The 21320-nt window shown below is 37.0% G+C and carries 22 protein-coding genes; 14 read left to right on the top strand and 8 right to left on the bottom strand.

The genetic code is table 11. From position 1 onward, the window contains the following. Positions 1–496: 496 nt before the first annotated feature. Positions 497–679 carry a P1 family peptidase gene (locus tag ACFQ3N_RS20345; RefSeq protein ID WP_390365064.1) on the bottom strand — a complete coding sequence of 61 codons (183 nt, stop codon included), beginning with the start codon at positions 677–679 and terminating at the stop codon, positions 497–499. A gap of 239 nt (positions 680–918) precedes the next feature. Between ACFQ3N_RS20345 and ACFQ3N_RS20340 the strand changes: the two genes are divergently transcribed. The 6 genes from ACFQ3N_RS20340 to pepF all read left to right on the top strand — a co-directional run bounded on the left by ACFQ3N_RS20340 (position 919) and on the right by pepF (position 7907). Continuing rightward, entirely contained in the window at positions 919–2130 is a 1212-nt protein-coding gene (locus tag ACFQ3N_RS20340; protein WP_390365063.1) for a putative glycoside hydrolase, read from the top strand. Positions 2131–2302: 172 nt separating this feature from the next. After that, a complete protein-coding gene (locus ACFQ3N_RS20335) occupies positions 2303–2896 on the top strand; it encodes a GNAT family N-acetyltransferase (protein ID WP_390365061.1) in 594 nt (197 codons plus the stop codon). A 319-nt stretch (positions 2897–3215) separates the two neighbouring features. Continuing rightward, on the top strand, positions 3216–3611 hold the full coding sequence (gene spxA / locus ACFQ3N_RS20330) for a transcriptional regulator SpxA (RefSeq protein ID WP_390365059.1): 396 nt from the start codon (positions 3216–3218) through the stop codon (positions 3609–3611). A gap of 415 nt (positions 3612–4026) precedes the next feature. Continuing rightward, positions 4027–4710, top strand: coding sequence for an adaptor protein MecA (mecA, locus tag ACFQ3N_RS20325; RefSeq protein WP_390365057.1), 684 nt, complete (start codon positions 4027–4029; stop codon positions 4708–4710). Between the two features lie 101 nt (positions 4711–4811). Further along, the gene (locus tag ACFQ3N_RS20320) at positions 4812–5987 is read left to right on the top strand and encodes a competence protein CoiA (protein ID WP_390365055.1); all 1176 of its coding nucleotides are present in this window, start codon (positions 4812–4814) and stop codon (positions 5985–5987) included. Between the two features lie 108 nt (positions 5988–6095). Further along, positions 6096–7907 carry an oligoendopeptidase F gene (gene pepF, locus ACFQ3N_RS20315; RefSeq protein ID WP_390365053.1) on the top strand — a complete coding sequence of 604 codons (1812 nt, stop codon included), beginning with the start codon at positions 6096–6098 and terminating at the stop codon, positions 7905–7907. 642 nt (positions 7908–8549) lie between these two features. On the opposite strand, the gene ACFQ3N_RS20310 is transcribed toward pepF, so the two are convergent. The 3 genes from ACFQ3N_RS20310 to ACFQ3N_RS20300 all read right to left on the bottom strand — a co-directional run bounded on the left by ACFQ3N_RS20310 (position 8550) and on the right by ACFQ3N_RS20300 (position 10638). Next, complete coding sequence (locus tag ACFQ3N_RS20310) at positions 8550–9443, bottom strand: ClpXP adapter SpxH family protein (RefSeq protein WP_390365051.1); 894 nt, start codon at positions 9441–9443, stop codon at positions 8550–8552. Positions 9444–9460: 17 nt separating this feature from the next. Further along, positions 9461–9841: a globin domain-containing protein gene (locus ACFQ3N_RS20305; protein ID WP_390365049.1), complete on the bottom strand. Its 381-nt coding sequence runs from the start codon at positions 9839–9841 to the stop codon at positions 9461–9463. A 233-nt stretch (positions 9842–10074) separates the two neighbouring features. Next, the gene (locus ACFQ3N_RS20300) at positions 10075–10638 is read right to left on the bottom strand and encodes a CYTH domain-containing protein (RefSeq protein WP_390365047.1); all 564 of its coding nucleotides are present in this window, start codon (positions 10636–10638) and stop codon (positions 10075–10077) included. Positions 10639–10772: 134 nt separating this feature from the next. Here ACFQ3N_RS20300 and ACFQ3N_RS20295 point away from each other — a divergent pair, with 134 nt between their 5' ends. Genes ACFQ3N_RS20295 through ACFQ3N_RS20285 form a run of 3 tightly spaced genes read left to right on the top strand, consistent with a single transcriptional unit; the run spans position 10773 to position 13155 of the window. Then, entirely contained in the window at positions 10773–11381 is a 609-nt protein-coding gene (locus tag ACFQ3N_RS20295) for a GTP pyrophosphokinase (RefSeq protein WP_390365045.1), read from the top strand. 43 nt (positions 11382–11424) lie between these two features. After that, positions 11425–12249, top strand: a complete 825-nt coding sequence (locus tag ACFQ3N_RS20290) for an NAD kinase (protein ID WP_390365043.1) — start codon at positions 11425–11427, stop codon at positions 12247–12249. 15 nt (positions 12250–12264) lie between these two features. Then, a complete protein-coding gene (locus ACFQ3N_RS20285; RefSeq protein WP_390365041.1) occupies positions 12265–13155 on the top strand; it encodes an RluA family pseudouridine synthase in 891 nt (296 codons plus the stop codon). Here the strand turns inward: ACFQ3N_RS20285 and prpE are convergent. Both prpE and ACFQ3N_RS20275 read right to left on the bottom strand, forming a co-directional pair. Next, positions 13140–13880, bottom strand: a complete 741-nt coding sequence (gene prpE, locus ACFQ3N_RS20280; protein WP_390365039.1) for a bis(5'-nucleosyl)-tetraphosphatase PrpE — start codon at positions 13878–13880, stop codon at positions 13140–13142. The genes ACFQ3N_RS20285 and prpE overlap by 16 nt on opposite strands. Before the next feature lie 755 nt (positions 13881–14635). Next, the gene (locus ACFQ3N_RS20275) at positions 14636–15811 is read right to left on the bottom strand and encodes an FtsW/RodA/SpoVE family cell cycle protein (protein WP_390365037.1); all 1176 of its coding nucleotides are present in this window, start codon (positions 15809–15811) and stop codon (positions 14636–14638) included. A 266-nt stretch (positions 15812–16077) separates the two neighbouring features. Here ACFQ3N_RS20275 and mgtE point away from each other — a divergent pair, with 266 nt between their 5' ends. After that, a complete protein-coding gene (mgtE, locus tag ACFQ3N_RS20270) occupies positions 16078–17424 on the top strand; it encodes a magnesium transporter (RefSeq protein WP_390365035.1) in 1347 nt (448 codons plus the stop codon). A 92-nt stretch (positions 17425–17516) separates the two neighbouring features. Beyond that, positions 17517–18038: a CotO family spore coat protein gene (locus ACFQ3N_RS20265; protein ID WP_390365033.1), complete on the top strand. Its 522-nt coding sequence runs from the start codon at positions 17517–17519 to the stop codon at positions 18036–18038. A 247-nt stretch (positions 18039–18285) separates the two neighbouring features. Here ACFQ3N_RS20265 and ACFQ3N_RS20260 read toward each other — a convergent pair whose 3' ends face one another. Continuing rightward, positions 18286–18744, bottom strand: coding sequence for a CotY/CotZ family spore coat protein (locus tag ACFQ3N_RS20260; protein ID WP_390365031.1), 459 nt, complete (start codon positions 18742–18744; stop codon positions 18286–18288). Positions 18745–18948: 204 nt separating this feature from the next. Here ACFQ3N_RS20260 and ACFQ3N_RS20255 point away from each other — a divergent pair, with 204 nt between their 5' ends. The 3 genes from ACFQ3N_RS20255 (at position 18949) to ACFQ3N_RS20245 (ending at position 20485) form a co-directional block, all read left to right on the top strand. Further along, a complete protein-coding gene (locus ACFQ3N_RS20255; RefSeq protein WP_390365029.1) occupies positions 18949–19173 on the top strand; it encodes a hypothetical protein in 225 nt (74 codons plus the stop codon). A gap of 695 nt (positions 19174–19868) precedes the next feature. Then, complete coding sequence (locus tag ACFQ3N_RS20250) at positions 19869–20075, top strand: hypothetical protein (protein ID WP_390365027.1); 207 nt, start codon at positions 19869–19871, stop codon at positions 20073–20075. Between the two features lie 158 nt (positions 20076–20233). Continuing rightward, entirely contained in the window at positions 20234–20485 is a 252-nt protein-coding gene (locus tag ACFQ3N_RS20245) for a hypothetical protein (RefSeq protein WP_390365025.1), read from the top strand. A gap of 12 nt (positions 20486–20497) precedes the next feature. Here ACFQ3N_RS20245 and ACFQ3N_RS20240 read toward each other — a convergent pair whose 3' ends face one another. Then, positions 20498–21193, bottom strand: a complete 696-nt coding sequence (locus ACFQ3N_RS20240; protein WP_390365023.1) for a DUF421 domain-containing protein — start codon at positions 21191–21193, stop codon at positions 20498–20500. Between the last annotated feature and the right edge of the window lie 127 nt (positions 21194–21320).

Genomic DNA, 21320 nt, shown 5'->3' with positions numbered 1-21320 from the left:
TTAATGTATAATCCACCATATTTTGAATAAATATTCGGCAATTTCACTTCGTCGGACAGCCTCCTAGCCTATAGACCCCAGAGAGCGTTAGCTCGAGGAAGCTCATCAGCCGCCCACGGGTAGAAGACACTGCGCAGTGAAACGAAGCAGATGTCGCACTTGTACCCGGATGGGTGAAGGCGAAGTGTATTTCCGTAGCGGTAGGTTAACCGTCACATCAAGTTACATCGCAGTTTATATCAACTATGAAGATAAAAAAACAACAATGTGTGCGAAAACAGCCTTTATCTAATAATCTAAATGGTATCTATTATATTGTTTCATAACATTTATTAACGCTAAATGATCAATAGCCTTAACCGTTTTACCATTAGGCTTAAACGAAGTCATCGATTCAGCTGCTAGCAGTGCGTTTATGAGAGATTATTCCACTGCTTGGCATGTAGCTTCATAAATGGAATCAAAAGCTTCATCATTAATAAATTCCATATTCAGTTTATTCGTTTCCCAGTTGTGGGATGTCCATCTCATTGGCAACTGAAAATGCCTGGAAGATGTCTCCAGATCCATTTCCCCCGGAAGTTCCGTTTCTGCCTATTCCAATAACCCGTTTTGCAACTCGTTTTAATTGATCTGGAAGCATTATGTTTTCCTGATATTCCATCAAACGATAATCCAATAGCACGTGCTCTATTTGAGTTATCGATATTTCTATCTCCCCAGCTGATTTTATTGTTTATATATTATCTTAAAATCCAATATGGGGGTTTCACCAAACGCTATGGAAAGTTTAAGATCTCAAAAGATCAATGTAACAAAGCTATTACGAAATTTCGACAAAATATTAAAAATAGATGTTCCACTTTTTGCATCTCTCCTTTATAATAGAATTAAAATAAGATTAGGAGATTGATAGTTATGGAGAAAAAGCATCTAAAGATATTTACATTATTAGGAATTCTCCTAATTAGTCTGACTATCCCATTCTTTTCATATACCAGTAGTGGGGATGAATTATTAAAGGCTGGCTTACATTCAGAAAGAACGACGAGTTTAACACCAATTGATACTACAAAGGAAATGAAACGTTTTACATATGATTCAGGATTAAAATTTGAATATCCAGACGCTGTAAGAGGTATTTATGTGACGGGTAATTCTGCCGGAGGAGCTCGTTTTGAAACTTTATTGGATTTAGTAGGTACAACAGAATTAAATTCAATGGTTATAGATATTAAAGAGGATCATGGAAATCTGACATTTAAACCTGAAGAAGGATCTCCATACGAAGATATAGCTAAGAATTTTATGAGTAATCCTCGTGAAACACTGGAAACTTTAGAGGAAGAAGAGATATATCCTATTGCCAGAATAGTAGTTTTCAAGGATTCCATGCTGGCAAAAGAACGCCCTGACTTATCGTTTACGAAAAACGGAGAAGTTTGGGTAAACAATAAGAAGGAAGCGTTTGTTAATCCATTTGAAAAAGAAGTTTGGGAGTACAATGTTGAAATTGCAAAGATGGCTGCGGAATTAGGTTTCCAGGAAATTCAATTTGATTATGTACGATTCCCAGAAGGATTTGAACACCGTGATGAGGAACTTGATTACTCACGTGGCGATTATGCTGATTCAGAATTAAATAGTGTTAAGCGAAGAGTTGCAGCGGTAACTGATTTTGTAGCATACGCAAGAGAAGAGCTTGAGTATTATGATATAGATGTTTCGGTTGATATATTCGGTTATGCAGCTACACTTGAAGAAACACCAGGTATTGGACAGAATTTCACTAAAATATCGGAAAATGTAGATGTGATCTCTTCTATGATATATCCAAGTCATTGGACACCTTATTTTGATATAGATAAACCAGATGAAAAACCATATGAGCTAGTAACAGAGTATTCAAAAGTCGAGAACGAAGTACTAGGAAAGCTCGACAATCCACCTGTTTCAAGACCATGGATCCAAGATTTTGAAGCGCCTTGGTTGTATAGTGGTGCTACGAAACAATATGGAAAAGCAGAAGTCGAAGCACAAATTAAAGCATTAAATGAAAATGGAATAAATGAATTTTTATTATGGAACTCTGGTAACGTTTATACCGAAAATGTGGATTACACACCATAACAAAAAGCAGGACCTACTTAATAGGGTTCTGCTTTTTTGCATGCTTATTCAACGTACTGCATAAAATCGGTAAATTGGGCATAGTAAAAATGACTCATATTTAAAATGGATTTAACAAACAGTAACTTTTTCGTTATAATATACAGGACTACTAAAAATGAGGAGTAGATCTATGAATTGGTATGAAAAGTTAAACAAGTACTTTCCTGTAGAAGAAATGAAATCAAAAGAACATATGGAAATGCTTCTAAAGGAAAAAGGGGACGTTTATTATAAAGATGAAAGTCCTGATCACGTGATGATGTATGCGGATTTTAAATCGTTTATATTCATCGATTACGTTTGGGTTTCATCAAGATCAAGAGGAGAAGGTATTGGCCATAAGCTTCTTGATAAACTTAAAGAGAAAAATAAGCCAATTATTTTAGAGGTTGAACCAGTTGATTATGATGATACCGATACCGAAAAACGGCTTCACTTTTATCAAAGAGAAGGTTTCACCCATGCTCAATCTATCGGTTATTCTCGCCGGTCGCTTGCTACAAGAGAAGAAACGCCAATGGAAATCCTATATTGGTCTCCAAGCGATGAATCTGAAGATGTAATTTATGAGAAAATGAAGACAATGTATGAGGATATTCATACTTACAAAGATGAAGAATTATATGGTGAGTCATATCAGCCAGTGGATGAAGTATTAAGCTATGATGAAGACAGTAAATCAGATGACATATTTGGAAGTATAAAAGAAACGGAAAAAGCCTAACCATAAAGCCTCTTGTTTAAAGTAGTACAGGAGGCTTTATTACCATACATAAGGGGTACTCAGGTAAGCAAATATAATTTATTTTACATAAAAGCGTTTAAATGATCATAAATAGGGTATCTTAAAATTAGATAAGAATATTTGAACATTTCATGAACAATTTAAATTTTGCAGATTTTTCTGGACTAGCATCTACCTTTTGCTTGACAAATGTAGTATACTTATACATATAGGTTATTTAAAGTAATTTTAATCTAATAAGTGATCCAAATGTTTATGAAATGAACATACACACTTTAAGAATGAGGAGTGAAGTATCATGGTAACACTTTATACCTCACCAAGTTGTACATCTTGCAGAAAAGCAAAGTCCTGGTTGGAAGAGCATGAAATACCATTTACTGAAAGAAATATATTTTCGGAATCGCTGTCATTGGATGAAATAAAAGAAATCCTACGCATGACAGAAGATGGTACCGATGAAATAATTTCAACACGTTCAAAGGTGTTTCAAAAATTAGATGTTGATATCGATCAATTACCACTAAAAGATCTATTTAATCTAATTCAACAAAACCCTGGATTATTAAGGCGACCAATTATTCTTGATGAGAAACGCCTACAAGTTGGGTACAATGAAGATGAGATTCGTCGATTTTTACCTAGAACTGTACGTACTTTCCAATTACGAGAAGCACAACGTATGGTTAACTAATCTGTAACATGTAGAATTTTAACTGAAACTAAAAACGCAGAATACTTAACAGTAGATCTGCGTTTTTGTGTTTTATTAGCACCTAGGCGTAAATTTACCATTATTATCTGCTCACAAGGTAGTGACAAAACGTATGAAATCAGTTAGAATATAATTTTAAATAAATTATTCATTTCTAGGCATATAAATTTTCAAAAACCCGATAGTTATCATACAATGGTTATATAGAAATTATAAAATGAATGGTTAAGTAGGTAACCTAAAGGGAATTAAATTAGTAAATAGAAAATGTCATAGAATAATATATAAATCAAGGTGAAGCTGTCTCTTCCACCTAAACATGTGAAAGGTAAAAGTTATAAGAAAAACTTGAGGGAGAACACAGGTTTTTCTAATAGAAGGGAGAGAATCAAAGATGGAAATAGAACGTATCAATGAGAATACAGTCAAATTTTATATTTCCTATATCGATATTGAAGATCGTGGATTTGAGCGCGAAGAAATATGGTATAATCGTGAACGCAGTGAACAATTATTTTGGCAAATGATGGATGAGGTAAACTATAAGGAAGATTTTACTGTCGAGGGACCATTATGGATTCAAGTGCAAGCGCTGGACAAAGGACTAGAAATTGTCGTAACCAAAGCACAAGTATCTAAAGATGGCGATAACATCGAACTTCCAACTGAAAATGGCAAAACAATTGATCTTTCAGTAGATGAGAAAATTGAAAATATGCTCGATGACAAATTCGGTAAGAGTGATGAAAAGTCATCCCAGGAAGAAGATGAGGAAGAAGGTAATTTGTCACTTGTAGTAGAATTCAATAACTTTGAAGACGTAATCCAACTTAGTCATTACTTCCAAAAAGATGTTGAGAGTGTAAGTGATAGTCTTTTCCATTATCGTGATAACTACTATTTATATATGGAATTCGAACAAGATCAGCTAAATGATGATGAACAAGAGGACTTAATAAGTTTGGTATTTGAATACGCTAATGATACGGATGTAACCATTCATTATCTTGAAGAGTATGGGAAACGGATCCTTGAAGATGACACGTTTGAACAAGTAAGATCCTATTTTCCTGCATAGTTCGAGGCACCTGTTTTATAGGGTGTCTTTTTTTTTTTGTGTGTTATGCAGGAATTTACTCATTTTCGTAGAATGTTACCCTCATGGAGGTGAGCATGTTAATGCTACAAGCTAAAACTGAATATGGAAATTTGGTAAACCTTGCAACATTGGCGAAATCAGAAGTTATTAAACTTAAAGCCGAAGAACAATTTGTTTGTCCAACCTGTAACGAACCAGTCATCGTAAAAGCAGGATCAAAAATAATCCCACATTTTGCCCATCGATCTACTCTTAATTGCCCTTCTAGTGAAGGTGGTGAAGGACCGTATCATGAGAAAGGAAAGCTGCTATTATATCAATGGCTGAAGAACCAACATCTTGAAGTAGGACTGGAAGTGTATTTACCAGAAATCATCCAGCGGCCTGATTTATTGATGAGGATAGGTGAGAAGACAATTGCCATGGAATTTCAATGTGCGCGTGTACCTCTAGAACAAATTAATAGTCGTAATGCAGGCTACATGAAATTAGGGATTACACCTATTTGGGTAATTGGCGCCAAACGTTTCAAGCGGTTGAGTAAACATTCCCTAAAGATTGATTCATTTTCCTTATGTTTTATCCACCAATTTTCTCCCGCCCTACCGCTTACGTTATATTACTTCTGTCCTGAAACTGCGCAATTTTCTTCGTTTCAGCATATACACCATATAAATACCCATCAAACAGTAGGAAAGTTACGAATATCCCCAATAAATAAAATGTCATTTAAAGATATATTCCAATTTCACAGGTTTTCATCTAATGAACTTTACCATCTATGGAAAAAGGAAAAACGGTCATTTCGTCTGCACCGAAGTAACCATGGATATGGAAAGGAGTTAGCGTGGAATCAATGGGTTTATGCTAAAGGTACCCATAAAGAGTATTTACCTTCTATTATACATCTTCCTGTTGCTTCCCAATACGTGATGAATACTCCTGTTTGGGATTGGCAAAGCCGTTTGTGCCTCGAACTCCTGCATCCGTTGTCATTTGAAAGTTCGTTTTCGATAAAAAGATGTATACAGATCGTGAGCAATCACATGATGAATAAGGGACAATTTCCTTTAATTAAAGGGGATCCAAACCCTATTAGAGAATACCTTCAATTATTAGTCCAGTTAAATATACTAGAGCAACATTCTAATGAGTATTATTCGAAAATAAACCCGATCCATTTTCACAAAAATGTAGAAGAATCTTTAAAAGGTGATGAACTCGTTTTAAATTGTTTGATGGAAAATAAAATATGAGCATGAACTCAAAGCAATTCGCTTATACTAAGAAAATAAAATTTTTCTTAAAGGAAATAATGATATGCATAGAGAATGAATAAGTATAGAGAAAAAGGAGGAATTTTAGTGGCTAAAGTAACAAAGGAATTACAAAAAAGAAATGAAGTACCAGAAGAATTAACATGGAACCTAGAGAATATTTTCAAAACGGATGATGCGTGGGAAGAGGAGTTAAGTTCTTTAAAAAAAGATATCCCAAAAATTGAAGCATTTCAAGGTAAACTAGCTGATTCGGCTGAAACCGTATACGACACTCTAAAAATGCAGGATGAGATCTCAGAACGTCTAGGGAAGCTATTTACATACTCTCATATGCGATATGACCAGGATACAACCAATTCATTTTATCAGGGGTTAAATGCCAAAGCAGAAAATGTACTTACCCTAGCATCAAGTTCCATGAGCTGGATTGTCCCAGAAATATTGGCGATGGATGAAGACAAATTAAGCGGATTTTTAGAAGAGAAAAGTGAACTTCAATTATATAAGAAGACATTAGACGAAATTACGCGTCAGCGACCACACGTATTAAGTGAGCGCGAGGAAGCACTTCTGGCCGAGGCATCAGAACCATTGTCAAGCGCGTCCAATACGTTTAGCATGTTAAATAATGCCGATTTGACTTTTCCTGCTGTTAAAAATGAAAAAGGAGAAGAAGTTGACCTGACACATGGCCGTTATTTAGGGTTCCTAGAGTCTAGAGATCGAAGCGTAAGGGAAAATGCGTTCAAGGCTATGTATGAAACGTATGGTTCATTTAAAAATACATTCTCATCCACTTTAACTGGAAATATTAAAAATGCTAACTTTAATGCCAAAGTAAGAAATTATGATTCTGCAAGACAAGCGGCATTAGATAGTAATAATATTCCAGAACAGGTGTATGACAATCTGGTAGAAGCTGTGAACGAAAGATTACCATTATTGCATCGCTACACAGAGCTTCGGAAAAAGGTATTGGAAGTAGATGAATTGCACATGTATGATATGTATACGCCACTGGTTAAGAACGTCGATATGAAGATTTCTTATGAGAAGGCACAGCAATATGTGGTTGATAGCTTGAAGCCACTTGGTGATGACTATGTGGACATTGTAAAAGAAGGCTATCAAAATCGCTGGATTGATGTAGAAGAGAACAAAGGAAAACGAAGCGGGGCATATTCATCTGGTGCGTATGGCACTAATCCATACATTTTACTGAACTGGCAGGATAACGTGAACGATCTATTTACATTAAGTCATGAATTAGGTCATTCTGTTCATAGTTATTACTCCCGAAAGCACGAGCCGTTTAGATATGGAAACTATTCCATTTTTGTAGCGGAAGTAGCATCAACTACCAATGAGGCATTGTTGAATGACTATATGCTTAACCATCTAGAGGATGAAAAACAAAAACTGTATTTGTTAAACCACTTCCTTGAAGGATTCCGTGGAACCGTATTCCGTCAAACCATGTTTGCTGAATTTGAACATGATGTTCATGTACGCATGCAAAACGGGGAAGCACTTACTGCAGAAAAGCTAACCGAGATTTATTACGACTTAAATAAGAAGTATTTTGGAGAAGCTGTTGTTTCAGATGAAGAAATCGGATTGGAATGGGCAAGAATTCCTCATTTCTATATGAATTACTATGTATACCAATATGCAACAGGGTATTCAGCTGCAACAGCACTAGCAAACAAAATACTAGCAGGGGAAGACGGTGCCGTTGAGCGTTACCTTAACTTCCTTAAGTCAGGTAGCAGCGATTATCCAATTGAAGTGTTGAACAAGGCTGGAGTCGATATGACTTCCAAGCAACCGATCCTAGATGCATTGGATGTATTTGAAGAAAAATTAGAAGAAATGGAAAAGCTGTTGTTGAAGTAGTTTGATTTGGATTAGGTTGTCTCATGTACGATGAGGCAGCCTACTTTTTTTGGTAGATAAGTATAAAACTTTCTTATCTACATAAGTGAACTCGTAACTAAAACTCTAATCCGAAACAAAGTAAAATCGGGTATCCTCACAGAGAGATACCCGATTAACCAATATAAATGGTCACCTCATTCCACGGTACACGCGTCTGTGTGTGAAGGAATAGATGGTTAAGTAAATAGAGATGAATAACAGTGGAAGCGTAACATAAAGGGGTATTAATTGCATAATCCCTAGAACATTAAGAAATAACGCGATGACCATTAGGGCAGCAAATAAAATTGGAGCAACTCCTTGCAACCTATCTCACTCCTGTCATAAGAATATGTAGTACATTATATGTTACTAAAATGTGAATTAGAAGTGTGACATTTTAGTGAAATAATGAACGTATTATTGAAACAGGGATTGTCAGTTGGTATATTATAAATGTGAGATGAGACACAAACAAACGACCCCTTTGTTTGACTTTAAAACTTTCTCCCCCCTTGTAATATAATGTAATGTAAAAGGATATACGCTGCCCCGTATATCCTTGATTATTTGTAAAAATCCTCAGGAGCCGTTTCTATTCAGATATGGCTCCTGAGGATTTTATTTTGCATATTTCCAGAACGATCCATATTTAACCGGGATCTTTTCTACTTTTTGTTTTAATTGCAGCTTTTTCATTTCCTTTTCCGTTTGGGCCATAGTCCAGTCGTATACGACAGAAATTTCTTTACCGCCAACTACTCCATAAAACGCTAAAAAGTCTTCTAATGGTGGCTTTTCAGCTGGGATAGGGTCTTGTTGAAGCATTTGCTTTAACACGCGTACATAAATTTCGTATGGGTATAACCCTGATATTTTAATCCCGTGTTCTTCAACGATCTGATTAAAGAAGACGATAGTTGGTATATAATCAACTTCCATTTCTTTTGTTAGCTTCAAGTCACATTGAAAGGCTTTTTTCGCTGACGTTGAATTCAAGTCACTCCTAAATTCATCCAGATCAAGCTTTGCATCTTCAGCACATTGAATGAGCACCTGATCCTCGGATATATTTAGTTTATTTAAAAATAAGCTCTCCTGTATTTTACGTAAGAAAACCCTTCCAGCCCTCTTTCCTTGAAGCTCAGCGGCTTTAATAGCAAGTGAGGCGATCCAGGGTAGGGAAACGGGATTGTCAATCCACAAATCACCATCACAGCTCATTCCGGTTCGCTTTGCAGTTCGCTCCCATATATCTTTTAATCGTTTAGGTTTATCAAATTTATCATTATTTAGTGCATTAAGATGTCCGCTAATAATCGGTCGAATCGTAAAATAGCGGCCATACTCGATGGTTAATTTTTTTAAGTTAGGTTCTAATGACCAGCATTCGGGACATAGCGGGTCAATAAAAACATAAATTTCGATTGGTTTTTGTACAAAATTAGAAAAGCTATATGTGGCCGATGTGTTTGTGCTATTCGTACTTTTTAGCCCACTTTGATTCCAACTCACACCGATTCTCCTTTCCATTACTCAGGTGTATTCATCATGTGGTGTGCTGTCATGGTTAGCTTTTCGAATACAGCCGTTCGATATGGTTCATCAATATTAGCATCATCTAATGCAGACTCCATACACTCCAACCAAGCATCTTTTCGTTCAGGAGTTATTTCAAAAGGCAGGTGGCGACGTCTTAACATAGGATGGCCACGGTCTTCTGTATATAAATTAGGTCCACCAAAAAATTGTGTTAAAAATAATTTTTGTTTTCTAGCTGTCTCGGTCAAATCATCTGGAAAGATTGGTATTAGCTTTTCATGTTTGCCAACGCGTTGATAAAAGGCGGTTACGAGTCGATCTATCGTATCAGAGCCACCAATTGCTTCAAACATGGTTCCAGGTCTTGTCATAAAGTACTCTCCCCTAGTATGTTTTGTTTATATTGTAGCAACGTACTATTTTATGAGCAACTAATGTGGCTTGTTTCTTCCTATATATATGTTGTTAGAAAACTTGGCTTATCGTTAAAGGAATTCTTAGTAAGCGTACTTTGCTTTCTTAAAAGCCCTTATGCTCTGGAGTGCAAGCCTTAATGGCGGAAGTCTTAGTTGCACTTATGCAGACAAGAAAGTTTTATACTTTCTTATCTGTCAAAAAAGCGTTGTATTTTATTTGGCGTGTTACGTTTAGGAATATTCATGTCCTCAAGCAGAGAATGAAAGACGTTCAAACCAATTTCTTCTGTTGGTGCTTCGACTTCCAATTCATAATCAGATTTCCCATTGTACATACTGTAATCAAGTACAATTAATACGTCATCTGATTGTATTTCAACACGCTCAGTTGTTAAACTGCCATAATAACAGAGGTCAGATATGTTTATATTTATGTTCTCCAACCGCTTAGCAATGTTAGGTTTCTCCATTTTATTACCACTTATCCATAAGGTTGCTTCTTGTTTGGTTAACGAATCATGAGTCTCTAATAAACCAGTTTCATGAGGTTCTTTTAATGTTAAGGTATAATTGCCTGCTTTCTCCCTGATTCGTAGCGCACAACCATGCTTTTTAAGTGAAAAGTCTTCTGTTTCAAAGTAAAAATTAGTTTGCGTCTTGCTTTTTTTAGGTATAGATAGGTGGCTCCATAAACGATTGTATTCATCTTTTGTTAGTAAATTTTTATATTCTATTTCAATTTCTTGTGTCATAATGATCGCCTCTATTCGTGAACAGGTTGAATTATTATTGATTATGGCTAATGTTATACAAATATGCAAAGATTATCCATTATTGTTATGATAAAATGGTAATAGGAAAGATGACGTAATAGGTGGTGTGAAATATGAATTGGGAAGCATTACTTGCCCCTTATTCACAGGTTGTAGAAGAATTAAAGGTAAAATTGAAAGGAATGCGCGCTCAATATGAGTTTGAGTCCAGGCATTCTCCAATTGAATTTATTACTGGAAGAGTAAAACCGATTCAAAGTATCTTAGAAAAAGCAGAAAAAAGACAAATACCAATAGAAGATATTGAAAAGAATATACAAGATATCGCTGGTGTGAGAGTGGTATGTCAGTTTGTTGATGATATTCATGAAATCGTTGATATGCTACGGTCGAGGAACGACTTGAAAATTATTGACGAGAAGGACTACATTACAGAGAAAAAAGAAAGTGGTTATCGTTCGTTCCATATTATTATTGAATATCCAGTTGAAACGATTCATGGTGAAAAAATGGTCTTAGCAGAAATTCAAATCCGTACACTGGCTATGAACTTTTGGGCTACGAATGAACATTCCCTTAACTATAAATACGAAGGCAGGATTCCCAGTGCTGTCAAATCAAGATTACAACGTGCTGCAGAAGCGGCATTTAAGTTGGATGAGGAAATGTCAAAAATAAAAAATGAAGTACAAGAGGCACAACGCATTTTTCACCGAAAATAACTTACGATAATGATAACTGGTTTTACAAAGGAGTGAATAAATAGTGAAATTTGCAATTGTATCTAAAGGTGATGAACGATCAAATAAGATAAAAGCAACGATGAAACAGTACTTATCTGATTTTGATTTAGTATATGATAAAGATAATCCGGATCTGGTTATATCTGTCGGTGGTGATGGTACATTTTTAGAAGCTTTTCATCGTTACCTCCATTGTTTAAAATCTACTGCTTTTATTGGGGTACATACCGGGCATTTGGGGTTTTACGCGGATTGGGTACCAGATGAAGTTGAAAAACTAATTATTGAAATTGCAAAAACACCTTTTCAAATTGTGGAATACCCTTTATTAGAGGTTATTATACGGGGGAAAGCTGGAGGAAAGGAAGATCAATATCTTGCTCTAAACGAAGCAACTATAAAAACGGCGGATGGTTCGGTTGTGTTTGATGTAGAAATTAAAGGAGAGCACTTTGAAACATTCCGAGGTGATGGTTTATGTATTTCTACACCATCTGGTAGTACCGCTTATAATAAAGCACTAGGCGGAGGGATTATTCATCCATCTTTAGAAGCAATTCAGCTTACGGAAATGGCTTCGATCAATAATCGCGTATTCCGTACAATCGGTTCACCGTTAATTTTACCAAAACATCATACGTGTTTGCTTAAGCCCACTGTTGATCGCAGCTTTTTAATTGCCATTGATCACTTTACAGAAACATATACCAATGTAAAATCGATTCAATGTCGTGTTGCAAAGGAAAAAGTAAGGTTTGCCAGATTTAGACCGTTCCCATTTTGGAACAGGGTGCGGGATTCTTTCGTTAATGATGATGATAAATCCTTTCCAGATCTCAAGAAATAATGTAGGTGTATAAATATGGAATGGCAAATAGATAAAGAACATGACGGCATGGTCATACGAGACTATTTACAGCATGTTCATGGATTTTCCAGAAGAATGATCAAAATTGTTAAATTCGATGGGGGACAAATATGTGTTAATGATGTACCGAAAACAGTCCGATATGAATTAATCTCTGGTGATGTATTGTCTATTGTTTTCCCTCCAGAAATAAAAGGGACGTACATGGAGCCTCGGGATGTGTCGATTGATATTATTTATGAGGATGAACATATTCTGATTATTAATAAGCAAGCAGGTATTGCAACTATGCCCTCATCCATTCATCCAGCTAGAACGATTGCCAATGGGGTTTTGAATTATTATAAAGAACGCAATATCCCATATACGGTTCATGTAGTAACAAGGCTGGACCGAGATACAACAGGTTTAATTTTGATCGCAAAACATCGTTATAGTCATTCATTGTTGGCCGTATCGCAAAGGAATGGATTGGTAAAAAGGAAATATAAGGCTATCATGGAAGGACACCTTACCGAACCAATTGGAACTATTAAGGAACCGATTGGAAGAAAGGAAGGTTCCATCATTGAACGAATGGTCAGTGAAGCAGGAAAAACCGCTATCACCCATTATCAGGTGCTAGCGGAGTCAGAATACCACTCATTATTAGAAATACAATTAGAAACAGGTAGAACCCATCAGATACGAGTCCATTTCTCCCATATTGGTCATCCGCTCGCAGGGGATGACTTATATGGTGGTTCAAAGGCCGATATAAATAGACAAGCACTCCATTGTTATGAACTAACATTTGAACATCCATTAACGAATCAAATGATTACGGTAGAGGCTCCTTTACCTGAAGATATGGTCAGCATATTCAATCGTCACTCGAACGATTGAAACTTCTCTTCTACGTATGGTTGTTTAGAAGGTACTATGACAACATTTTCCTCTGGTAGCTGGAAGGCTGTTAAGGCATTACCAAATACACAACCAGTATCAATATTGATCGTTTTATTCACAATACGCGGTTCTTTTACTGGGGTATGTCCATACACAACCCAGTGATCCCCGTCATAATCCATTGCCCAGTCTCTGCGGATGGGTCTACCGTCTTCATGGAACTTCCCTGTTATATCTCCATAAAGGACAAACGTTTCTACTTTTTTATCGGTACGTCCGATATATTCCGCTTTAATTCCAGCATGTGCAATTATAGCTTGTACTTCAGGCAATTCTAAGTAAAGAGGAGCATGTTCATATAACGTAATGAACTGTTCTTTTACTTGTTGTTGTTCTTCTTTTTTTAATGCCTTATATTCAGCAACAGTAGATTCCAATCCGTGCTGCTGTTTTACATTATTGCCTAAGAAGAAGCGATACAATTTATTGCAATGGTTGCCGGGGACATATTTTGCCTTCTTATGTGAAACAACCATATCATAGACGAGCTGCACGACCTTTATGGAATCTGGGCCTCTATCGGTAATATCACCAAGGAAAACAGGGATTCTACCTTCTGGGTGAATAAAGATATTTTTTTCCTTTACGTAGCCAAGATCATGAAAAAGCTCATATAACTCCTCCAAACAACCGTGAACATCACCAATGACATCTATTTTCATAAAAAATTCCACCTTGTAAATTTTTATAAGTAAAAAATTGTACGTGTTTTGGTTCATTCTAATCTAGTTCCAGTGCCTAGACACTCGAGATATAAACAGTTCGACCAAGTGTGGAAATGGCATCCACACTGTACTGCTTTGATTATGCTTCTCCTGTTTTTCAAGGCGCTTGCACTTTTCTTTTATTCAAGGCTGTTTCGCCCGCATTTTTGCTTTTTCATCTTCATAGTTGATGTGACGGTTAACCTACCGCTACGGAAATACACTTCGCTTTCCGTGGGCGGCTGATGAGCCTCCTCGAGCTAACGCTCTGCGGGGTCTCAACTAGGCCTCTGCTCCCACAGGAGTCTACGTGTATTTCCTCCGCTGTAATTTCCGTTACTGTCGTGGGACTGTATCTGTATTAATAAAACACCTTACCAGTTCGGGTGAGCGGAGGGCGGTGACTCCTTGAAAATATAAACCAATTTTCTGCGTGCGATGTAACGCTGTCGAAGCTCTCCTTGTCCTGCGGGAACAGCACGTGTCCGAAGACCCCGCTTAGATGCGCCTGCGTCTTCTAGTAACGCTTCGAAGTATGCTTCCTCAGCGCAAGGGAACGAAGAAGATGATTCAAGTAGTACCCTGGCTGAGGCCGTGCCCGCGGAAAGCATCCGTCCGTAGCGATCCCGGACGGCGGCAATAGAAATAAGCCTAAAGTTACGTCGCAGTCTATATCTATTGTAACAAAAGTAACAATCTTAACGAAAACAGCACTATTCAAACATATAAGTCCTCGTACGTGAATGGACGTTTAATACAATTCCAATGGCTAGCATATAGGTTAATGTGGAGCTGCCGCCATAGCTTAAAAACGGTAATGGTAAGCCGGTAATAGGGAGGAGCTGAATGGACATTCCTATATTTTGGAAAATTTGATAGGCGAATAGACCAATAAACCCTGTTATTAAATAACTTCCGTACTTATCATTACTTAAAATGGCTATATGGATTAACCGGTAGATTAATAAGAAGAAAAGTGCCACAACTATACTTGCGCCGATAAACCCAAATTGTTCAGCAATAGCAGTGAATATCATATCAGTATGTCGTTCTGGAACATACACTTCCATATCGCTAATGCCTTTTCCAAACAACTGTCCAGACCCAATCGCAAGCATTGCTAGAATAAGCTGGTATCCAGAATCAGCATTTTGCTCAGGATTTAACCATCCATAAAACCTGCTCGAAACATGGCTGAAAACAGACTCCTCTAAAAATGTGGCTATTGGTCCAGGGACGTAATACCATGCAGCAATCAGGACCAAAATCGTGGCTATTCCAATAAAAGCGATGGAAAATATAATTCGCCATTTAATACCAGAAATGAGAATCATACTACCAGTAATTGCCACCATAACCAATAAACCACCTAAATCTGGCTGCACGGCTATGAATGCTGTTGGTACAGCGGCTACGACTGTTATTTTTAAAAATAACCACAAATCACTATTTAAGGTACGTTCTATGAATTTGTCGTTATGACTAACCATAATATGTGCGAGTGCCATTACTAAGAATACTTTCATAAACTCTGCAGGTTGTATGGTTCCCATTCCAGGAATATAAAACCAGCTGACAGCACCGTTTGCTTCTACCACTATCGAAGCGGGAACTCGCAAAAACAGCATAATTAATGCTATTAGCCCTGCACCATAGCAAAACCAAGTAATTTGTCGGAACCTATCATAATCGATCAACATCGTTAAAAAAATAACGACACCACCTACTCCATACCACATAAGCTGTTGGAGCAAGAAGTTAGTATTGTCATACTTGGCAGGTAATACTGGTCCAAGTGTGTATAGTGAAAACAGGCTTGTTATCCCAAGTAACACAAGAATAGAAACCAATGTATAATCTATATTTAATTGCGTATTTTGTTTGCCCATAGGTAATCCTTACTTTCTGTATAATCTAGATTGTCTTTAATCATTCTAAACATAAAAGAACACTAACCACAATTTTACACGATTTCGGCATTTTTTTCACTTAAAGATCAGATAAAGTTTAAAAGTTTATATACGTGAAAGGGTGTTTATGATTGCGGTGATATGTTGTCGAACGTATAATTAACAAAATAAGGAGTTCTACGTGAAGATCTAGATAAATGAAAAAATTACATAATTATCTCTTTGCTTGAAAGGTTGTGATTTTTTTGGAAACAAAAGAGCATTGGGAGAAACTGACTACAGCATTAACAAATGATCGAATTAGTGAATTTCGTGAAGAATTCTTAGATATGCATGCATATGACCAAGCAATGTACTTCATGGAACAAACAGCAGAATCGAGATTATTGATCTATTCATTTCTATCACCAGAAGAAGTAGCAGACTTTATGGAAAATATTGAACTGGATGATATTGAGCCATTCTTTACGGAAATGGATCCACGTTTTGCATCGATGGTATTTTCAGAATTGGCTACAGATGATGCGGTGGATATTTTAAATGAATTGGAAAAAGATATGGTCGCTAGTTTTTTAACGATTATGGATAATGAAGCAGCACATGAGATTAAAGAATTACTCCATTATGAGGAAAAAACTGCTGGTAGTATTATGACTACCGAGTTTGTTGCTATTTATAAAACACAAACAGTAAAACAAGTGATGGAGCGTTTAAAAGTAGAGGCTCCTGATGCTGAAACGATTTACTATTTATATGTTTTAGATGAGGTCAAACGTTTAGTTGGAGTTACATCATTACGTGATTTAATTATTGCTGATGACTCAACATTGGTGGAAGATATCATGAGCGAGAAGATTGTGTCTGTGTCCGTTGCAAAGGACCAGGAGGATGTTGCTCAAATGATGCGAGACTATGATTTCTTAGCACTTCCTGTTATTGACTTTCAAGAGCATTTATTAGGGATTATTACCGTCGATGATATTATGGACGTTATGGAAGAGGAAGCAAGTGATGACTACTCCAAATTAGCAGGGGTATCAGACATGGATCGACCAAATGATAATGCGCTAATTTCAGCAAAAAAAAGGCTTCCATGGCTGATCATTCTTTTATTTTTAGGGATGTTGACTGCAAGTTTAATTGGTAGGTTTGAAGCTACACTTGAAGAAGTTGCAGCATTAGCTATTTTTATTCCGTTAATTGCAGGTATGGCAGGAAACACCGGAACACAAGCACTAGCCGTAGCTGTTCGAGGTATCGCAACTGGTGATTATGGTCAACAAGGGAAAACCAAACTTATTCTTAGAGAAGCAGGTACCGGAATAATTACAGGAACTGTCTGTGGTACGGTTATTACTGTCGTTATCTATTTGTGGAAAGGTGAGATTTTCTTAGGATTACTTGTCGGTATTTCGATTATGGCCTCCTTAATTGTAGCGACCATTGCAGGATCGTTTGTACCACTATTGATGGACCGGCTAAAAGTGGATCCGGCTGTAGCGTCTGGTCCTTTCATTACAACGATAAATGATATTATTTCTGTGCTTATCTATTTTGGGATTGCAACAGCCTTTTTGAGTTATTTAACCTAAACAAGAGGCAGTTCTCTTTAGGCTATGGCACACATTTCCTTTGGTCTAGTCATATAATGAGTTGACTAATCGTATGCAAAGGAGAATGATAAATGGGAAAAAAGCGATTCGCTAAAGAACCATTGCTTTATATCCATCAACCAAGTGTTAAACAGCCTAAGGCGCCAATGCAGCATCATTATACAACTCCCAAAAAAACGTCTGAATCTGCTGCGCTGGATCAACCTGTGAAGAAACAGCCAAGACCATTAAGGCGTGATTCTTTTACGAAACCAACCGCGGAGAACAGTACATCTACCAAAGAGCCTGAGAATAAGGAAACCAAAAGCGAAGAGAAAGTAACTGATGTTTCGGGTGAAAAGGAAGATGATGAGCAAGAGAAAACTCGTCCTAAATTTAAAGATATGACATTACATGAAAAGGTCGATTACTTTACCAAATCGCCGGTTCATGTACCCAAGGTTAAGTGTGAAGTGAAAACAGATACAAAATCTCACCGAGGAATTATAATCGACTTTAAAGATGGAGAAGTTATGATGCGTGTTGGGAAAAGGACTTCCACTACAAAAATTCCTTTTGATACTATTACAGAAATACGAATGCTGGGGTTCTAGGGTGCAAAAGCAAAATCGCCTTGAAAGACACGACAAGCATAAGCAGATCGTATAGTGTGGATGACTTACCCATAGGGAGTCGAACTGCTTAATGTCCCCGAGTGTCTAGGCGCTGAAGCTGGACGTGGCTATTTCTGAAGTTAATAGGACACTGCTTTTCAAGATATTCTTCCTTTATAAGCATAGAAAAACCATTGAAAAAGGCCAAGTGACTTCTTTCAATGGTTTATTTTTTCTCTCTAGTTAATTAGTTAAATGCATTTACTGCTGGCAAGCAAGTTACATGACAGAAGCAATCCAAGTTGACAGTCATACATATACCTGTTGCTCTCAATGGATCAGTGTCCTGGTCCACTGGATCTTTTGGTGTATCGTCATCATCATCTGGATCTCTTAATAGTTCCACAACTGCACAGCAATCATCATCTACCCGTTTAACTCGGAAGAAGAAGCTTGAAGTCATATCACCAATGTCATCTGGATCAGCACCAAAGCCTCTAAATGGCTTACATCCATCTTTACAATACAGAATTACTGGTACTGTATCTAATCCATTTGTGACGTCTGTATCTCCAAGTAAATCACTGATGGAACGTTCGCAACTAGTGTCACAACAATTCTCTACAACATCATTCTGTGCTTCTACTATTTCTCTAAGGATATCACATACACAGTTACCTGTATCGAAGTCTTTTCCACAACCCATGAATTATTACCCCTTCCTAAAAATTATTGATCTGTTGTCTTTACTAGAATATGTATCTATACATAGTCGGTGTGGGCGGACATCTTCTTTCTATAGATATTTAACAGATGAATTTAAGTCCATTTAGGGCGTTTGTCTATACCCAAAATAATGTAGTTACATAGACTAATAGCGATCAAGTTTCTAAAAGGAGTGATTAGTCAGGTGTCTGATAAAAAACAAGTCATCCACGTGAAAGATTTAGTTATAAAAGCGGATAATGTCCGTATCGAGCCACAACGTCAACGTAGAGATCCTTTTTTTGGCCCGCGTGTAATGGGGGAGAGGGATGAAAGCCCAGAATCACCGGAAAAAAGAGATGACCACGATGACAGGGAAAGTTCAGAAAACAAGGATGATAGGGACAGAGAACCATTTTCCTGGATTTAGCAATCAAATAGAATCTAAAGGTTGGGCAGCTGTCATTGGCTGTCTTTCCCTTTGTTAGTAAATAGGGGAGTATGAAAATTTCCTACTGCAATGCAACTAAATCTTGGCGATAAGCCAAGATTTTAAAGGCTCATTTCGTAAATTTTGTTGCTATTTAATCCTGGCAGTTGATATAAAATGCGTCGTAACTTGAGATGATGGTTTTTACTCGCTCTGGAAATACACTTCGCGCATCTTAGGGCGGCTGGTGAGCTTCTTCATACTGACGCATTTTTAGAATCTCACCTATGCCTATCCTCCCACAGGACAAGGAAAGCTCCGGCAGCTTTACATCGTACGCAGAAAATTGGTCTGTATTTTCAAGGAGTCTTCGTCTATTCCGGCTGCTAATATAGTGCTATCTGATAATTAATAGCAGCGTAGCGTGGAAAAACTTATAATGCAGCTTTACCAGGCCGGGTGAGCGAAGGGAGGTGACTCCTGCGGGAACAGCACGTGTTCGAAGACCCCGCAGAGTGGGTTTCTCGAGGAGGCTGAGACCGTGCCCGCGGAAAGCATCCTCCCGGAGAGATTCCGGACGGCGGCAATAGCACAACTTATAGAAATCAACCAAGCGTTACGTCGCATTATATATCTATTGTGACAAAAACAAGAATCTTTTAGAAAATAGCTATTTAAAAAATAAGGAGGTAAATATGAGACAGAAACCAGATATACCATGGATGAAGCATATAAAAGCAATCGAGAAACATCTAGAAAAAAATGAAAAGTGGTTTCAGTACCCAGAGAAAAAGATGCATCGCTTTGAAGGGGAAATGGACGAATGGAATAAGCAATTTATGGATGGGATCACGCAATTAGAGAAGGTTATTTCAGAGTTTGAGAAGAAAATGGAGGATTAACGCATATAATAGTTGTGATAAAGGTATTGTTTACTGGATAGACATAAATACGTAGAGACTTACGAATAATTATATAAAGGATGCTTCTAGAAAACGCAGGCTTATCGTCAAGCCTTAGTTGTAATGCTTTCTTATTTACCAAGGAAAGGGTGTTTAGAATGGGATATGTATTACCGGTAGAATCACACCAATATAAAGATTACCAGAACCGTATCACCAAAGATAAACCAAATCCTTTTTACATTGAAAGACCGTATAGACCCATTTTAGAAGTGCAATACCAAGATATTGCAAACGAGTACTCCGTATATGACGCAGTACTCGTTCAACAGAAACAGTACAAGGGAAAATACGATTTAGTGTACGCAGAATTAACTGGTAAAGGAAAGTATTTTAGCGGCTCTATATAGATAATTAAATGTCTATTGGCTATCTTTTTTGTTTACGTAAGGAAGAATGAATAGTCGCTTACCCTCCATGTACTCTGCATAAAATACATCCGAAAGCTCCGTTTTTTGTTGCTCGAGTTGAACATAAAGCCATTCCTCACTTAGATTAAATTCAGCAAGGTTATCATAAATAACCTCACCATCATTTATCAGCATTACAGAAAGATTAGCGGGAGTTTGGTACACATTTAAATCCTCTTTTGTTGGTGTCTGGTAGGCCGGCTTTCTTAAAACAGAAACAGTACCATTTGTTTCTAAGATAGCATGCTCAACCTCCTGAATCGAAAAGACATTTTTTGTTCGCAGCATATTTTGCAGTTGATTAATGTCCAGATTATTTTTTTTCATAACGTCATAAATTAGTTTCCCTTTATGAATAACAATAGCCGGACTGCCTTCTAGAAGCGAACGAGTTCGTTTGTATTTTTGTGTAATGATCTCGGTTAAATATAATAATCCACCCCATAAAGTAATTACGAATGCTATTTCGGGTATTCCAGCTTCTTTATCAAACAAAGCATTCCCAACTAATTCACCTAATATTAAAGCCGATATAAAATCAAATGCCGTCAGTTGTGATATCTGTGTTTTGCCGAGGATTTTAGTTAGAAGGAATAAAGCAAAGAAGCCAAAGAGAGTATCATAAAGCATAGGTAAATAGTGATTCATATTAAAATTTTCCCCTCATGAAAAAGTCTTTATTTAGCTTAACCGTTAAGAGAGAAGTCATGCATGGAGAAAGAAAGTTTTAAAAATGCTGATAAACTGTTGAAAAGTGCTGATAAATTCTAAAATT

This window comes from Virgibacillus byunsanensis (assembly GCF_042675965.1).
In the GTDB taxonomy this organism is placed as follows: Bacteria; Bacillota; Bacilli; order Bacillales; family Amphibacillaceae; genus Virgibacillus_R; species Virgibacillus_R byunsanensis.
Note: the sequence above shows the minus strand (reverse complement) of the source record. Positions and strands in the feature narration are given on the sequence as shown.

Excerpts from the sequence above, each read along its gene's own strand:
- ACFQ3N_RS20245 (WP_390365025.1), top strand. The coding sequence starts at position 20,234 with ATGGGATATGTATTACCGGTAGAATCACACCAATATAAAGATTACCAG.
- ACFQ3N_RS20305 (WP_390365049.1), bottom strand. The coding sequence starts at position 9,841 with ATGACAAGACCTGGAACCATGTTTGAAGCAATTGGTGGCTCTGATACG.
- ACFQ3N_RS20295 (WP_390365045.1), top strand. The coding sequence starts at position 10,773 with ATGAATTGGGAAGCATTACTTGCCCCTTATTCACAGGTTGTAGAAGAA.
- ACFQ3N_RS20300 (WP_390365047.1), bottom strand. The coding sequence starts at position 10,638 with ATGACACAAGAAATTGAAATAGAATATAAAAATTTACTAACAAAAGAT.
- ACFQ3N_RS20265 (WP_390365033.1), top strand. The coding sequence starts at position 17,517 with ATGGGAAAAAAGCGATTCGCTAAAGAACCATTGCTTTATATCCATCAA.
- ACFQ3N_RS20250 (WP_390365027.1), top strand. The coding sequence starts at position 19,869 with ATGAGACAGAAACCAGATATACCATGGATGAAGCATATAAAAGCAATC.
- ACFQ3N_RS20285 (WP_390365041.1), top strand. The coding sequence starts at position 12,265 with ATGGAATGGCAAATAGATAAAGAACATGACGGCATGGTCATACGAGAC.
- spxA (WP_390365059.1), top strand. The coding sequence starts at position 3,216 with ATGGTAACACTTTATACCTCACCAAGTTGTACATCTTGCAGAAAAGCA.
- prpE (WP_390365039.1), bottom strand. The coding sequence starts at position 13,880 with ATGAAAATAGATGTCATTGGTGATGTTCACGGTTGTTTGGAGGAGTTA.
- mecA (WP_390365057.1), top strand. The coding sequence starts at position 4,027 with ATGGAAATAGAACGTATCAATGAGAATACAGTCAAATTTTATATTTCC.
- ACFQ3N_RS20275 (WP_390365037.1), bottom strand. The coding sequence starts at position 15,811 with ATGGGCAAACAAAATACGCAATTAAATATAGATTATACATTGGTTTCT.
- ACFQ3N_RS20335 (WP_390365061.1), top strand. The coding sequence starts at position 2,303 with ATGAATTGGTATGAAAAGTTAAACAAGTACTTTCCTGTAGAAGAAATG.
- ACFQ3N_RS20260 (WP_390365031.1), bottom strand. The coding sequence starts at position 18,744 with ATGGGTTGTGGAAAAGACTTCGATACAGGTAACTGTGTATGTGATATC.
- ACFQ3N_RS20240 (WP_390365023.1), bottom strand. The coding sequence starts at position 21,193 with ATGAATCACTATTTACCTATGCTTTATGATACTCTCTTTGGCTTCTTT.
- ACFQ3N_RS20320 (WP_390365055.1), top strand. The coding sequence starts at position 4,812 with ATGCTACAAGCTAAAACTGAATATGGAAATTTGGTAAACCTTGCAACA.
- ACFQ3N_RS20340 (WP_390365063.1), top strand. The coding sequence starts at position 919 with ATGGAGAAAAAGCATCTAAAGATATTTACATTATTAGGAATTCTCCTA.